At 65.3% G+C, this 13,097-nt stretch carries 11 protein-coding genes and 2 pseudogenes; 2 read left to right on the forward strand and 11 right to left on the reverse strand.

Features of this window, described 5'->3' with window-relative positions:
• Positions 1-244: 244 nt before the first annotated feature.
• From FHS42_RS28095 to FHS42_RS28140, 11 genes and pseudogenes are all read right to left on the reverse strand, one after another.
• On the reverse strand, positions 245-1,621 hold the full coding sequence (locus tag FHS42_RS28095; RefSeq protein WP_184576874.1) for an IS1380 family transposase: 1,377 nt from the start codon (positions 1,619-1,621) through the stop codon (positions 245-247).
• Positions 1,622-1,706: 85 nt separating this feature from the next.
• Positions 1,707-5,816, reverse strand: a complete 4,110-nt coding sequence (locus FHS42_RS28100) for an NB-ARC domain-containing protein (protein ID WP_184576877.1) — start codon at positions 5,814-5,816, stop codon at positions 1,707-1,709.
• A gap of 272 nt (positions 5,817-6,088) precedes the next feature.
• Positions 6,089-6,388, reverse strand: a pseudogene (locus tag FHS42_RS28105) (transposase); the annotation flags it as partial.
• Positions 6,389-6,510: 122 nt separating this feature from the next.
• The gene (locus tag FHS42_RS39230) at positions 6,511-6,786 is read right to left on the reverse strand and encodes a transposase (protein ID WP_376772727.1); all 276 of its coding nucleotides are present in this window, start codon (positions 6,784-6,786) and stop codon (positions 6,511-6,513) included.
• Positions 6,714-7,196 (reverse strand): annotated as a pseudogene (locus FHS42_RS28110) (transposase); the annotation flags it as partial. The gene FHS42_RS39230 and the pseudogene FHS42_RS28110, both read right to left, overlap by 73 nt.
• A gap of 499 nt (positions 7,197-7,695) precedes the next feature.
• A complete protein-coding gene (locus FHS42_RS39235; protein WP_376772728.1) occupies positions 7,696-8,235 on the reverse strand; it encodes an NUDIX domain-containing protein in 540 nt (179 codons plus the stop codon).
• A 45-nt stretch (positions 8,236-8,280) separates the two neighbouring features.
• On the reverse strand, positions 8,281-8,799 hold the full coding sequence (locus FHS42_RS28120) for an NUDIX domain-containing protein (RefSeq protein ID WP_312867066.1): 519 nt from the start codon (positions 8,797-8,799) through the stop codon (positions 8,281-8,283).
• Between the two features lie 34 nt (positions 8,800-8,833).
• The gene (locus FHS42_RS28125; RefSeq protein ID WP_184576883.1) at positions 8,834-9,331 is read right to left on the reverse strand and encodes an NUDIX domain-containing protein; all 498 of its coding nucleotides are present in this window, start codon (positions 9,329-9,331) and stop codon (positions 8,834-8,836) included.
• 476 nt (positions 9,332-9,807) lie between these two features.
• On the reverse strand, positions 9,808-10,044 hold the full coding sequence (locus tag FHS42_RS28130) for a hypothetical protein (RefSeq protein ID WP_184576886.1): 237 nt from the start codon (positions 10,042-10,044) through the stop codon (positions 9,808-9,810).
• A 339-nt stretch (positions 10,045-10,383) separates the two neighbouring features.
• The gene (locus tag FHS42_RS28135) at positions 10,384-10,713 is read right to left on the reverse strand and encodes a hypothetical protein (protein ID WP_184576889.1); all 330 of its coding nucleotides are present in this window, start codon (positions 10,711-10,713) and stop codon (positions 10,384-10,386) included.
• Positions 10,714-10,721: 8 nt separating this feature from the next.
• A complete protein-coding gene (locus FHS42_RS28140; RefSeq protein ID WP_184576892.1) occupies positions 10,722-10,955 on the reverse strand; it encodes a DUF7848 domain-containing protein in 234 nt (77 codons plus the stop codon).
• 183 nt (positions 10,956-11,138) lie between these two features.
• Here FHS42_RS28140 and FHS42_RS39510 point away from each other — a divergent pair, with 183 nt between their 5' ends.
• A complete protein-coding gene (locus FHS42_RS39510; RefSeq protein WP_512700945.1) occupies positions 11,139-12,359 on the forward strand; it encodes an NsdA family TPR-like regulatory protein in 1,221 nt (406 codons plus the stop codon).
• Positions 12,337-12,852 (forward strand): GNAT family N-acetyltransferase, encoded by a 516-nt coding sequence (locus FHS42_RS28145; protein ID WP_184576894.1) that lies wholly within the window; start codon positions 12,337-12,339, stop codon positions 12,850-12,852. Before FHS42_RS39510 ends, FHS42_RS28145 begins: the two co-directional genes overlap by 23 nt.
• Positions 12,853-13,097: the final 245 nt, after the last annotated feature.

Raw genomic sequence — 13,097 nt, forward strand, 5'->3', positions numbered from 1 at the left:
AGCCGTGTGCGGGAGAACCGCATGCACGGTTCGATGCGGCGGGGGCTGGAAACGGGGCGGACGTACTCCGCAACCGCGCCAGCCCTCGACCCTACGTGACGGTTTGCCGGCGGAGTCGGTAGACCGTTTCGCCTTCCGTGGCTGCTGGCGGGCAGGCCGGTAGCCCGGCTGTCGTGTCGGGTGGGCGCCGGGTTCCACTGCTTCGGAGACGACGGTGCTGCTCGTAGGGATGGAAAGCTACTGGTCAGACTGGGTTGGGCAGTTGGTCGAGCCGTTCGACGGCGTCCGTGACGACAGGCATCCAGGGCCAGTGGCGGGCGAGGCGGAGGATCTGGCGGCGGCCGGTGGTAACGAGCTGGCCGGCCGAGCTGAACAGGCGGAGCCGCAGGTGGCGGGGCTCCCAGAGCCGGGCCTTGCCGTTCAGCGCAAGCATCGCCATCCAGGCCAGCAGGTCGAGTGCGAGCTGGACGATCTCCAGCCAGACCCTGTTCTGCGCGGTGTCGTGCAGGGGCAGGTTCCGCAGGCCAGTCGCGCGGGCAGCCCGGATGCGGTCCTCGGCCCGTGCCCGCAGTCGGTGGCGGAGTTCGAGTTCGGCGATGGGCTGGCCGGTGGTATCGGTGGCGAAGCAGGTGATCCGCATGCCGTCAGCGTCCGTGATCCTCAGCTGGGCACCGGGGTGCGGGCGTTCCTTCCGGACGATCAGTCGCATGCCCTTGGGCCAGCCGTCGAGCATGTCGCCGGTGAGTTCGGCGACCCAGGCCCCGTCACGGATCTCTCCGTCGGGCTCGACGGCCGGCGTCCATGCCGCGGGCGGCACCTTGAGTACGGCCTGGTGGATTGCGTCGGTGATGGCCATGCCGACCGAGTACGACAGCCACCGGCCGTGTTTCGCGAGCCAGGCCACGAACTCGTGGGTGCCGCCCGCGGAGTCGGTGCGGATCAGCGTCCGGCGTCCGCGCCGGTAGGACTTGGGCAGCTGGGTCAGGGCCAGTTCGGTGGTGGTGATGTGATCGGCGGCGGTGTTGCTGCCTGCGTTCCCGGGCCTGAGCAGAGCGGCCACCGGCTCGCCGGTCCCGCCCGTGCCGTGGTCCACGAAGGCCATCAGCGGGTGGTGGCCGAAGGTCTTCTTCCAGGTCGCGGCCGTGTCTTCCTTGTCGGAGTGCGCGATCACCAGGACGCCGTCCAAGTCCACGGTCACAGAGCCGGTCGCATCCGGCGCCGTCTGCCCGGCCACCTTCCACACGTGCTGGCGCACGTGGGACCGGGCGCTGCGGATCGCGTCCAGGGCGCGTTGGCGGCCCGCTGCGAGCGTGTTGATCAGCCGGGAGACCGTCGGGTCCGAGGCCACCGGCCCGAACACGGCCGGCTCGGCCCGCAGCATGCCCACGTCGGCCAGGCAGTCGCCGCCGAGAGCGACCGCGAGCGCCACGTCCAGCAGGATCTTGCCGGGATCGTGCACCGCCCGAGGCTTGCGCCAGGGTGCCAGAGCCGCCGATATCGCAGTATCCAGGCCCGTCTTGCGGACCGTTCCCACCAGCAGCACGGCCCCTGCCTGCGAGACCACTCCACGACCGCTGCCCTCGACACGGACATGCGGGTACGACCCGATACGCTTCTTCACCTGAGAAGTGCTTCTTTCCACGACACGATCTGGACCCTCGACAAGTCCTATCGTTCCAGGTCAGAAGCACTTCTCGCGTTTCCGATCAAGCCTCGGACACCCATCCACGTGAAAGCCCGAGGTTAGTGATGTTTAGGAAGTAGACGTGCCGCGAGCCCGCCACGGCCAGTTGCGGTCGGGCAGGGTTGACGACACAGTGCGCCACCTGACTGTCCAGGCGAGTTGATGCCCAGACGTGGCCATGTGGGTCGAATACCCGGACGGCGCCGTCCCGTCCGACGCTGGCCAGCCAGGAACCGTCGGGCGCCACGGCCACGTCGAGCGTGGTGCCGGAATGACGGACGACGGCTTGCTGGACCCCTTCGGTGACGTTCCACACCCGCGCCGTGTGGTCGCGTCCGACGCTGGCAAGCCACGACCCGTCCGGGGCGACCGCGAGCTTCAGCACCCCGTCGGTATGCCCTCGGAGGATGGTTTTGTGCGTCCTGTCGGCGACGTTCCGCAGATGTATCGCAGGGCCCTCCCCGGCGCTGGCAAGCCACGATCCGTCGGGCGCAGAGGCGAGCGCGTTGATCCGAAAGGTCTGGCTCGGTATCGCCCCGAGGGCGGTGCCGTCGGCCGGATCCCAGAGTCTGACGGTGCCGCCGTCGCCCGCGCCGGCGAGCCAGGAGCCGTCGCCGGCCACGGCCAACTTCGTCACGGGTGTCTCGCTGCTGAGTGGTCCGGCCACCGCGTTGCCGGTGTCGGTGTCCCACACCCAGAGCGTGTCCTTGTAGGCGGTGGCGGCCAGCCAGGATCCGTCCGGGGCGACCACGAGGTCGGAGATGAAATCGGTGCCGTCTTTGAGGACAGCCCGTGCGGAGCCGTCGGCGGTGTTCCACAGCCGCACCGTGCCGTCTTGTCCAGCACTGGCCAGCCACGAGCCGTCGGGGGCGACCACCATCGACTTGACGTGGTCGGTATGCCCGTGGAGCACCGCCCTTTCCGTTGCGTCGGCGGTGTTCCACAGCCGTACCGTGCCGTCGCTTCCGGCACTGGCCGCCCAGGATCCGTCCGGGGCCATGGCCAGGACGGTGACTTCTCCGGTGTGACCGGCGACCCCGGCCGGATCCTGGTCGACGGTCATGTTCCACAGCCGGATGGTGTGGTCGTCGGCCCCGCTGGCCAGCCAGGAGCCGTCCGGCGCGGCCAGCAACGTCTCCGCGGCGTTGGAATGCCCGGTCAGCACGGCCCGGGCAGTGTGATCGGCGAGGTGCCACACCCGCACGGTGCTGTCATCGCCGTACCAGCTGTCCCCTGCGGCGCTCGCCAGCCAGGACCCGTCCGGCGCCACCGACAGCGCATTGACCTGCCCGGTGTGGCCGGTTAGCCGATCGAGTTCGGCGCCGGTGGCCGGGCTCCACAGTCGGACGGTGCGGTCGTCGCCCGCGCTCGCCAGCCAGGAGCCGTCCGGCGCCACCACCAGCGCCGACACCCAGCCTTCATGGCCCGTCAGGTCATGGACCAGGCTGCCGTCCTTCGGGTTCCACACACGCACCTGCTCGAAAGCCGCGCTGGCCAGCCAGGACCCGTCCGGTGCCACGGCAAGGGCTCGTGCTGGACTGCAATAGGAGTTGGTGACACCCAGGTCGAGACGGGCTCCGTCGGCCAGGCGCCACACCCACGCGGTCATTCTGCGGTGACCGGTGCTGGACGCGACAGCCAGCCAGGAGCCGTCCGGCGCAACGGCCATCGACGCGACCCTGCTGGTGCAGCCGGGCAGCACGGCACGTGGAGTGCCGTCCGCAGTGTTCCAGATCCGTACGGTGTCGTCGTCGCCTCCGCTGGCCAGCCAGCTGCCGTCCGGTGCGACAGCCACCGCCCAGATGATGTCCGTGTGGCCGGGGAGCACGGCTCGCTCGGTCCCGTCCGGCATGTTCCACATCCGCACGGTGCCGTCACCGCCGCCGCTGGCCAGCCAGCTTCCATCGGGTGCGACGGCCAGGGTGTACGCCCCTTTTTCGGGACCGGGAAGGCAGAACATCTCGGTCCCCTCGGCGGGATTCCACACCCGCACGGGGTCGCCGTATCCGGTGCTGGCCAGCCAGGTCCCGTCCGGTGCTACTGCGAAGGCGCTCGCCTTCACGACGTGGCCGGTGAGAGCGCGGTCGGCAGCGGGATGGGGCTGGTCGGGCAAGGGCGCCATGGTGGGCCGTAGATGAGGGGCAGTGACCCGATCGACGAGAGCTGTCGCGGCGGCGCCCAGTACGGGATCCCCGGCGGCATAGGCGGCGAAGGTCGCGATGGTCATCGTCATCGGGTCGCCAGGCTGGTACAGGTGGCTCGTGCCGCGGAGCAGTTGCCCGAGTGCCCGCGCGTGGGTGTCGTCCGGCAGTACGGCCGTGTCCGCTTCCGCGCTCGCCGGTCCCAGCCGGTGGTTCTTCACGCTGGCCCATCGCAGGTCGCGCAGCAGCGCCGTGAGCTCGTCCGCGCGACCGGCATCGCGCAGGTGGGGGGCGAGCTGACGCCACAGGTAAGGCTCCTTGGCCGGGAGCTGCCACCAGGCGGTCGGCAGACTGTCGGCCTTCGGCAGATCTGCGCGGTAGCTGTCGAGCAGGGCGCGGTGCAGCATGGTGGCGCGCGGGCGTACATCGTGCCGGAGATATCCGGAGATGACGTCGTGGAGGCGGATCGCTGGAGGGGCGAGCCGGAATTCCTCGATGAGATTCACTTCCGCGTAGACGAGGCACAGCCGTTCGGCCTCGTGCCGATCCACGTCGCCGGAGTGTCGCCAGTAGCGGACCAGCGTCTCCAGAGGGATGTCTGTGCCGGGCGGAAACACGCCGAGTTGGCGGTAGCGGTCGACCGCGCCAGGATCGGTCTCGGCCAGCATGGTCAGGCTGGCCGCCATCGTCGTCCTGATCGCCATGTCCCGGGCGGTGGGGTCGGTGGTGTCCAGTGAGGCCGGCCCACCCGTGTCGAGCATGGCCTCCGCCCAGCGAATTGCCTCGGCGGTGCCGCCCCCGCGCGCGACCCGGCGCCGCAGCGTCCCGTTGACCAGTCCGCACAGCACCGGCCAGCCGCCGGTGCGGGCCACCAGGCCGGCGAGCGCCGCTCGATCGACGTCCAGCCCGCGGCCCAGAACGGCTTCGGCCTGTTCACCGGTCATGGCGTCGACCCGGACGCAGGCCGCCTCCGGCGGTACCACGGCGCCGATTCGCGTCGTGACGAGGCGCGCGCAGTTCGGTGCGCCGATCAGGAAGGGCGCGAGCTGATCGGCACTCCACACATCGTCCAGCACCAGCAGACACCTGCGTTCACCGATCACCCTGGCCAGGTGGGAACCGGCAAGTTGGGGGTCGCTATAGGTGGGCCGCTGCCCTGTCAGGTATTCGACGAGATCATTGACCGCCGTCGCGATATGGGCGCCGACGATCTGCTGACCGAGGGTCTTCCACAGCACACCGTCCGGAAAGTGGGCCAGCACCCGCTGGTCCCGGCAGGCCAGTGCGGCCAGCGTGGTCTTGCCGAACCCGCCCGCGCCTGTCAGGCCGGTGAGCACGACTGGCATCGCATCGGTCCGCAGGGCACGCACGATGGCGTCAAGCAGTTCGGGGCGCGCGATTGCAGAGCGGGCATCGGGCACCGGCATCAGCCAGGTGTCTCGCTGCGGCGGCGCACAGGTCGGGTCGGCGGGCAGATGCAGAAACTCGACGGCCAGATAGAACAGGTCGGGATCGCTCAGATGCTGTGCGATGGCCGCGGCGTCCCAGATGTCGAGGGCAACATCGTACTTCTGCCGCGCCTCATCTTGCAGTTCATGGCGCTTCTTGACCGCGACAGCGGCCACCGTGAAGTAGACGACACGCTGCACCACGTCGCCCTGGCCGCAGATCGTCGCGAGGTCCTTGCGAATCTTGGACGGGACGTCCTTCTCCTGGATGGTGCAGGCGAGCACGACCTTCTCGGTGGACGCCATCGTCACGAAGACAGAGCTGTCCGGGAGTTCGTTCGGTAGGTTCGTCCAGTGGCTCTCGCCGTCTCGTCCTTGGTCTCCGCCACCGCTCACCGGCCCTGTGGCGGGAACCAGGTTGCTGACGATGCGGTGCCGTGCCAGTTCGAAGCAGATTCGCTCGAAGTCGTGGTGCGCGTTGTGTTCGCCCAGCGTAGTTAGCCCGAAGCGGATCAATTGCGCTCGCTGCGTCGGACTGCTCACCGGTCGCCACCCCTTCTCGTCACACACCGGTTGCGATCAGTCTGCCCGACGCCGCAACGTGCATGGGCCGTTTGATCACACTCCGCTGCGTGATGCGGCAGCCATGGCAGCCCGCCGGGAGCTTCGTACTCCCGGCGGGCTGCAACTTCCTGTGGTCGAACTGTCTCGCCGCAGAGTGCGCTTCGGAAAGCTGGCCTTCGAGATCGGCGTGACGGTGCAGCAATGGAAGCTGGACGACGCCGAGGCTGTTCGATCCGGCAGAATCACCGAGGCCGGGAGACCGTCGGGTCCGAGGCCACCGGCCCGAACACGGCCGGCTCGGCCCGCAGCATGCCCACGTCGGCCAGGCAGTCGCCGCCGAGAGCGACCGCGAGCGCCACGTCCAGCAGGATCTTGCCGGGATCGTGCACCGCCCGAGGCTTGCGCCAGGGTGCCAGAGCCGCCGATATCGCAGTATCCAGGCCCGTCTTGCGGACCGTTCCCACCAGCAGCACGGCCCCTGCCTGCGAGACCACTCCACGACCGCTGCCCTCGACACGGACATGCGGGTACGACCCGATACGCTTCTTCACCTGAGAAGTGCTTCTTTCCACGACACGATCTGGACCCTCGAAAAGTCCTATCGTTCCAGGTCAGAAGCACTTCTCGCGTTTCCGATCAAGCCTCGGACACCCATCCACGTGAAAGCCCGAGGCTAGGTACCAGTCTGGAACTTGTAGACGACTCTGTCGATCGCCTCACGATGATCCTGCCAGCGCCCACCCCGCTTGGGTGTCCGGTCCGGAAGGAACGGCCCGATCCGCGCCCACTGCGCATCGGTCAGCGAACACCCGGACCACCGACTGAGCCTTTTCAGCGGTGGTGCTCCAGGGTGAGGATGGCCATGGCGGTTGACGTCATTCGATTGATCCGGTGGGTGCGGGCCGCGGTCAGGTCGTGGCACCGGCCGGGCAGTGCGGGCGAGATCCACAGCACCTTGCCGGCCGGGTTGGTGACAACGTGCATGGTCACGCCGTGGCGGCGGTGTTTGTGGGAGTAGTGGGCTGTGCTGTCGCCGACGCGGTCGCACTGCGCCAGGGTGCCGTGCAGCAGGACGTAGTCAGGATCATGAGTGTGTAGGACCTTCAGTAGCCCCGGTGCCCGGTCGGCCGGCAGGCTGGGGACGCGGCTGGTGTAGGCGTGGGCGGTGCCGACGCAGATGCCGAAGCCGCCGGCTGTCTGCGCGAGGGTGTCGTGCTTGCGCAGGTACACCAGGGCGACCAGCGCGCGTTGGTGCGCAGGAAGCTTGCAGCGGCGGTCACCCTCGCGGGTGACGATGAGGATGGTGACCCACTCGACCAGCGCATGAGGCAGGTCGAGTGCGGCAGGATACGGAACCAACGGGGCTTTTGAGCTGATGAGTTGAGATGTCGAACACCTCCCTCAACGGCACAGGAGCCTCGTGCGTTGCGCACCCCGCCAGCGTCACCCGATCAGTGACCACTCTGAAGAAGCTCAGTGGACGCATTGGAGTTGGCATCGCCGCGTGAGGTCGAGCCAGAGAAATTTCGTAGGCCGCGTGGTCTGGCTGATGGCCGGACCTTCGATGATCGCTGTCACTTACCCTCCACACCTTGCTCAGCGCGAGGGCCGCCCCCGCGCTGCCGTGCGCTTGCCAACCCGCTGCTGCGGCGCCTTCCAAGAGACGTCACGACAGCGGGAGTTCTGGGGTGGTGCTGTGCGACCCTGACCCGATTCGGTCGCCATGGGTAGTGCTGATCTAGCCGTTCGGAGCCGGGGAGGCTCTACAAGGCCGCGCGGCGCGTGGCCTACGTGTGGGTTGCCGCGGCCAGGGCCTCGGCGACCTGTGGAGTGGTGAGCTAGTTCCACGAGCCTGGTTTTACTCGTAGTGGCCGTTTGTTAGGAGCGGAATACCCTGTCGTAGGCGTTGAGCCCGCCGCGCGTGATCGACCCGGCGCATGGTAAGCGGCGTGCAGTGATCAGAGAGTTGGTCATAGCGAATAAGGGCGATTGCCCCGTACGAGTCGCTAGCGCTTTCTGGGAGGATAAGCGGTTGGCCTTTTTCCTTCGTGAAGAAACCGCCGTAGAAAACGACGTGGAGTCCTTCGCCTTTCGTTGGCTCCGCTTCGCGTGTACGTGAGTCCAGGACGAGGGCCTGCCATACGTGGCGCTCAAGTCCAGTTTCTCGAAGGAGGCAGCGTTCCGCGGCCTGGCCCAGGGTTTCCCCTTCTGTGCGCCGGCCACCGGGGAGGCGCCATTTCTTGTCTCCGTAGCGTGCCTGGAGCATTAAGACGGTTTTCATGTCCTGGCTCTGGAGAAGAGCGCTAGCGCTTGTTTTCAGAGTTGAGCTACAGCCCTCAGCCAGGCTCATAACCGTGCCTCCTATGCCTGGGAAACCCGTCTCCAGCTCCGGGGCCATCACGGGGGCTGGAGACGGGAGAACTGGGGAGAGAGACGCCCTACTTCAGATTGTGCTTATCCAGTGTGGTATGCCGTCGGCCGGCTTGCCTTCTACCAGAAATGGCGACAAAAGGCCCGCCTGAAGTGTTCTGAAGGCTGCCCTAATGCGCCTTTCTTGGCCGGGGATGACGAGATCACCCATATCATCCCGAGACACCATGCGTATATCGCTGATCTCTTTGGAGGCCGCTGCCGGCACAGCCAGGTTCACGATTTCGTCAGCCGTGAGTTCGTCAGCCACGGCAACAAAGTTGATGCCTTCCGCTGATGTCTTGCTTGCCATGACCTGATCAGCCGCGACGTAGTGCGTGAACTTGCGGATGATCCCCGTTTCTTCGAGCACTTCCCGTTGCACGGCCTGGCTAATTTCCTCGCCCTTGTGGGCAGCTCCGCCAGGGAGTTGCCAATGGGGCTTGTATGTCGGTTTCACGAGGAGAATGCGTTCCTGAGCATCTACAAGCAGGGCGACACAGCCGAGACGTCGGGCGGGCGGATTATGGGGGTCAATGTTCGAGTGCAGCACTCTCAGCCTTTCTTACCGGACCTTTGAGGCCGCTCTAAGCGGGCTGGCCATTCGTCAGCATAGGAAGCACCAGTTTCCGAGTCCTAGCGTCCAGCGCCTGCGTCACGCGGTGCGCGATGCGCGGCGAGCAGTGCTCGGAAAGCTGATCCGGAGGAATGAGACCAATGGCCTCGTGCGCTCCGCGAACGCGCTCGGGGAGCTTGAGCCCCGACACCTCGTCATCGGTAAGCGTTCCCCCGTCGTAGACGATGTGCAGCCCCTCGCCTTTGTCCGGGGCAGCGCCGGCCGTGCGGTAATCGACCGCGAGCACGTCCCGTACATCTCGCCGGATGCCTGTTTCCCGCAGAGCCCGCCGCGTCGCAGTCTGGTGTGGTGCCTCGTCCCGGGCGCGGGCACCCCCAGGGAGGTGCCACTTATTGTCGCCGTAGTTGACCAGAACCATCAGGACGCTGTTCTCCGGGCCTGTGACGAGCACGCTGGCACCGACGTCCAACGGCAGGGGGCGGTGCGGGTTGAATTCCGCAGCAGTCATTTCGTGTTCCCCTTGCATGCTTTTCTCCTTTTGGGTCATTAGCTCCGCGGCTCGCTGTACTCGCCTTTTCGCGGAGTCTGCGCTCATGCCTAGCTGCCGGCCGATCTCGGCTGGAGAAAGCCCCTCCATGAAAGAGAGGTCAGCGGCCCGTGAGATTGATTTCTCACTCATGGGTTGCATGCTCCAGTTACCGGAGGCATATCGCCGAGGGAGTTTCACTCCCGCTGCGTTGAGCCATCGCCTAGCCACGGTGCTACTCACGCCGCAGGAAAGTGCGATTTCTTCGACGGCCTGTGTAACGCATCGGTCCTAAATCAGCCGAGTAGCAACAGGACGGCCACGACGAAAAAGAACGCGGCGATAACTACCCACAAAAGGGTCACCTTCACGTCTGGATTCATGCCTAGCGCCCTCTTTTGGACCCACTAACCGGCAGCCTCATGGGGGCAGGCTGCCGGAAACTGGGGATTGCTGGGTTACTTGCGCAGGTGGCGCTGTTTATTGCCTCTATCTGAAGGCCGCCGCATGTCATCAGGATGGCCGTAGGTCATGTGAGCATCCATCGCCTGCACTGCCGCATCCGCAGCGGCAGCGTCGTGACGGTCGGCTGCCTCCACGATTTTCTTTCGAAGCTGTGCGCATTGCATGCACGCCTTGGGGTCTACCTGACCACCTCGCGGCGTAATCAGATTCAACAAGTTCTGAACAGACACTACCTATCCCTCGATGGGCCCTATCCAGTCAGGGGGAAAGCAGACTGGGTTTTACGTTTCCTGGCGGGACCAGCCATTCCCTGCCCCCTTGCTCGGGCCACAGGAACGCTATGGGCTGCTTACGGCGCCGCCATGGGAGTTCGGAAGGGTCCTCGTAGTCCGGGATCACGTCACGCAAGATCCCGACTCGGCCCGAGTCGTCTTCGACCCTTTTGCCGATGTCCTCAGCTGTGACCATGAGGAAATCCTTTGAGTCAGAGCTGCCCGGTCACCGCGGCGATCACTGTCAAACTCGTGATCACCGCTATAAGGGCCGCGACGACAAGCCCCGCTACTCCCTCAATGTCTATCAATTGGCGCCCCCCTTCTCTCTCGATGAACTCCTGTGACGCTCCAGCAATTGCGCTTGTCGTACGCGTCGCAGGCATCCGCCACCCTGTCCAGCGACTCAGCTAGCCACCATCGTTTGAACTGGGTCACCTCGGTGCCGGCGTCGGCAATGCGTTGCTCCGCGAGGCGCACCAGGAGGCCCAGCAGCTTGTCCAGGCGGCGACTTTCCAGGGCCCTTTTCAGCGCCGGCCCGGTATCGACCAGCGCCTCACCGAAAGTGGTCTCACTGCCGAAACGCAGTCGTCCGCTGATCTCCCGAAGGCAGTTCGCCTCTGTCACGGGCTCACTCACTCAGGACGCACAGTCAGGTAGTCCATGACCGTGCGCCGGAACTGGTCGTGCCCCGGATGACGGCTCGCGTGCGCCAAGCACCAGTCTTCTAGGGCTCTTTCGCCTTCTTCGCGTCCCGGGTCCCCCCAGACGCCGAACAGGTCATGGCATCCGATGGCCACACACGCGGCCTCGAACTGCTTGACGGCCGCCCGGCCCTGACGGATGACCTCACCACCGACGACGCTCACGACGCGCCCCCTTGCCTGTGTCGGGGGTCCCACGATGGGCCAAGCGCACATGAGGACGACAGGACGAAACGGGGCCGGGTGGCTGTCGCCCCTCGGTCTTTTTTGCCTGGCCATTACTATCGCGGCAAGTCGAGACCCCGCTACTCTGAGCTGATGGAGCACAACGCGGCGTTAGCTGCCGCCATGGACGCCGTGGGCATCAAGCAAGCCGATCTGGCGGACAGACTGGATGACGAGATCAGGCGAATCACGGGCAGAGACGCCCAGTTGACGAACCGACAGGTGCGCCGCTGGCTCAATGGCGAGGTGGGGTGGCCCCAGGAGGTTCAGCGCATGGCACTAGAGGCCGTGTTGAATCGACCAGCAGTCGAACTAGGGTTCAAGCCTCGGGCTAAGTCGTCCGCCAGGAGGGACCCGATGGAACGCCGCACCTTCGTGAACGCCGCCACAGGAGCCGTAGCCGCTATAGGGGTGACCGGTCCCCGCTTTGGCCATAGCGATGCCGAACGGTTCCGTGACGAATACCTACGTATCGTAAACGCTGACTGGGCTGTTGGCGGCTCCAGGGATGTCGAGAACAAAGCAGTCGAGCTAGCCGCACAAGTACAGCAAACGCTGTCCGCGGGCAGTGGCTCCACGCGAGTCCGCCAACAGCTATATTCACTAGCTTCGGACGTTATGAGTTGTGCAGCATTCGCCGCAATCGACGCACGAGTGAACGAGCGGGCACGTACGCACCTCAATCATGCGGTAGCTTTGGCGGGTCTGTCACGGAGCAGTGAAAGTCAGTATCACGTATGGAATCACTACGCGATGCTGGCCGGCCAGCAGAGGAATGCCACGGAAGCGGCTGCGGCCACCGCAGCCATGAAAGGGTTCAGGGTAGCGCAGCGAAACGCAAAGTACGGTTCGCTAGCACACATGCGAAACGCTGTCGCCCTAACTTATGGGAACCTCCGCACGGAAGCGCTTCGATCTCTATCGGCAGCGGAGAAAGCCTACGGGCGTGTCTCCAACGCCGACCAACATGCCGCGTGGATTGACTTTTACGATGAAAGCGAAGTCAGCGGTCTTTCCGCAAGCGTGTGGTTCAAGCTAGGAGACTTCGCCCGAGCCGAAGAGTGCTTCTCTCAGGCCCTAGACAACTTGCGCCCGAGCCTTGTGCGAAACAGGGCCCTATATATGGCACACCTATCCCTCAGCCAGGCCCGTAAAGGCGAGGTTGAACAAGCATGCGCCACAGCAGATAGAGCCCTGCATACACTTAATCCCGGCTCTGGTTCACAAAGGACAATAAAGACCTTGCGGGATGTACGGCGTGTGTTGGTTTCCGTAAATTCGTCAGCGCCAGAAGTTACATCATGGCTAGAGAGGGTCGAAAATGGAGCTCGAACGCTACGGTAAACCGCAGGTGGGAAGCGTGCGTGGCGTCCTGCTGGACGTGCACAGCGCCTGCTACGCGGAGGAGACTGATTCATTTCATTCCCGCGAAAGCTTCTCCGGTTTCGTGGATAGGTGGAGCGTGAACGATGAGTGGTCATGCATCGTCGCCTATGAAGGTCCAGAAGCAATCGGGCTAGCCTACGGCGCCCCCTTCTCGCGGGGCGCTTGGTGGCGAGGGTCAGATACCCCTCGCGAAATGGCCGCAACCGATAGGGCCTTTGCCTTGTCGGAACTTATGGTGATTCCGACTTGGCGCAAGAGAGGCATCTCGTTACGTCTACACGACGCCCTTCTCTACGGCCGTGATGAGGAGTTGGTCACTCTCTTCGTGGACTCCTCTCATCCGAGAGTCCAAGCGCTCTACGAGACATGGGGATATCGAAAGGTGAGCGAGTCCAAGCCGTATGACGACTCGCCTACCTTCGCTGTCATGGTCAAGCGACTGCAACCGTAGAGCGCAGACACGCAACAGCCCGCCCCCGGGGTTGGTGGGGGCGGGCTGTTGTAGGTCAGTGGAACGGTCTCTCAGCCGACGCCGGCCCCGTGACCAACGGGTGACCAACAGAGCCAGGAAGTGGGCAGAAACAGCAGGTGAGCGGGACCAATGGACGAGAGGTCCTGTACTGCGTTGAGGCTGCATCACAGCAGATCAACAGGGGTCTGAGCTGGTGTCCGAGGGGGGACTTGAACTCTCCACTC

This window comes from Streptomyces zagrosensis, from assembly GCF_014203645.1.
Taxonomy (GTDB): Bacteria; Actinomycetota; Actinomycetes; order Streptomycetales; family Streptomycetaceae; genus Streptomyces; species Streptomyces zagrosensis.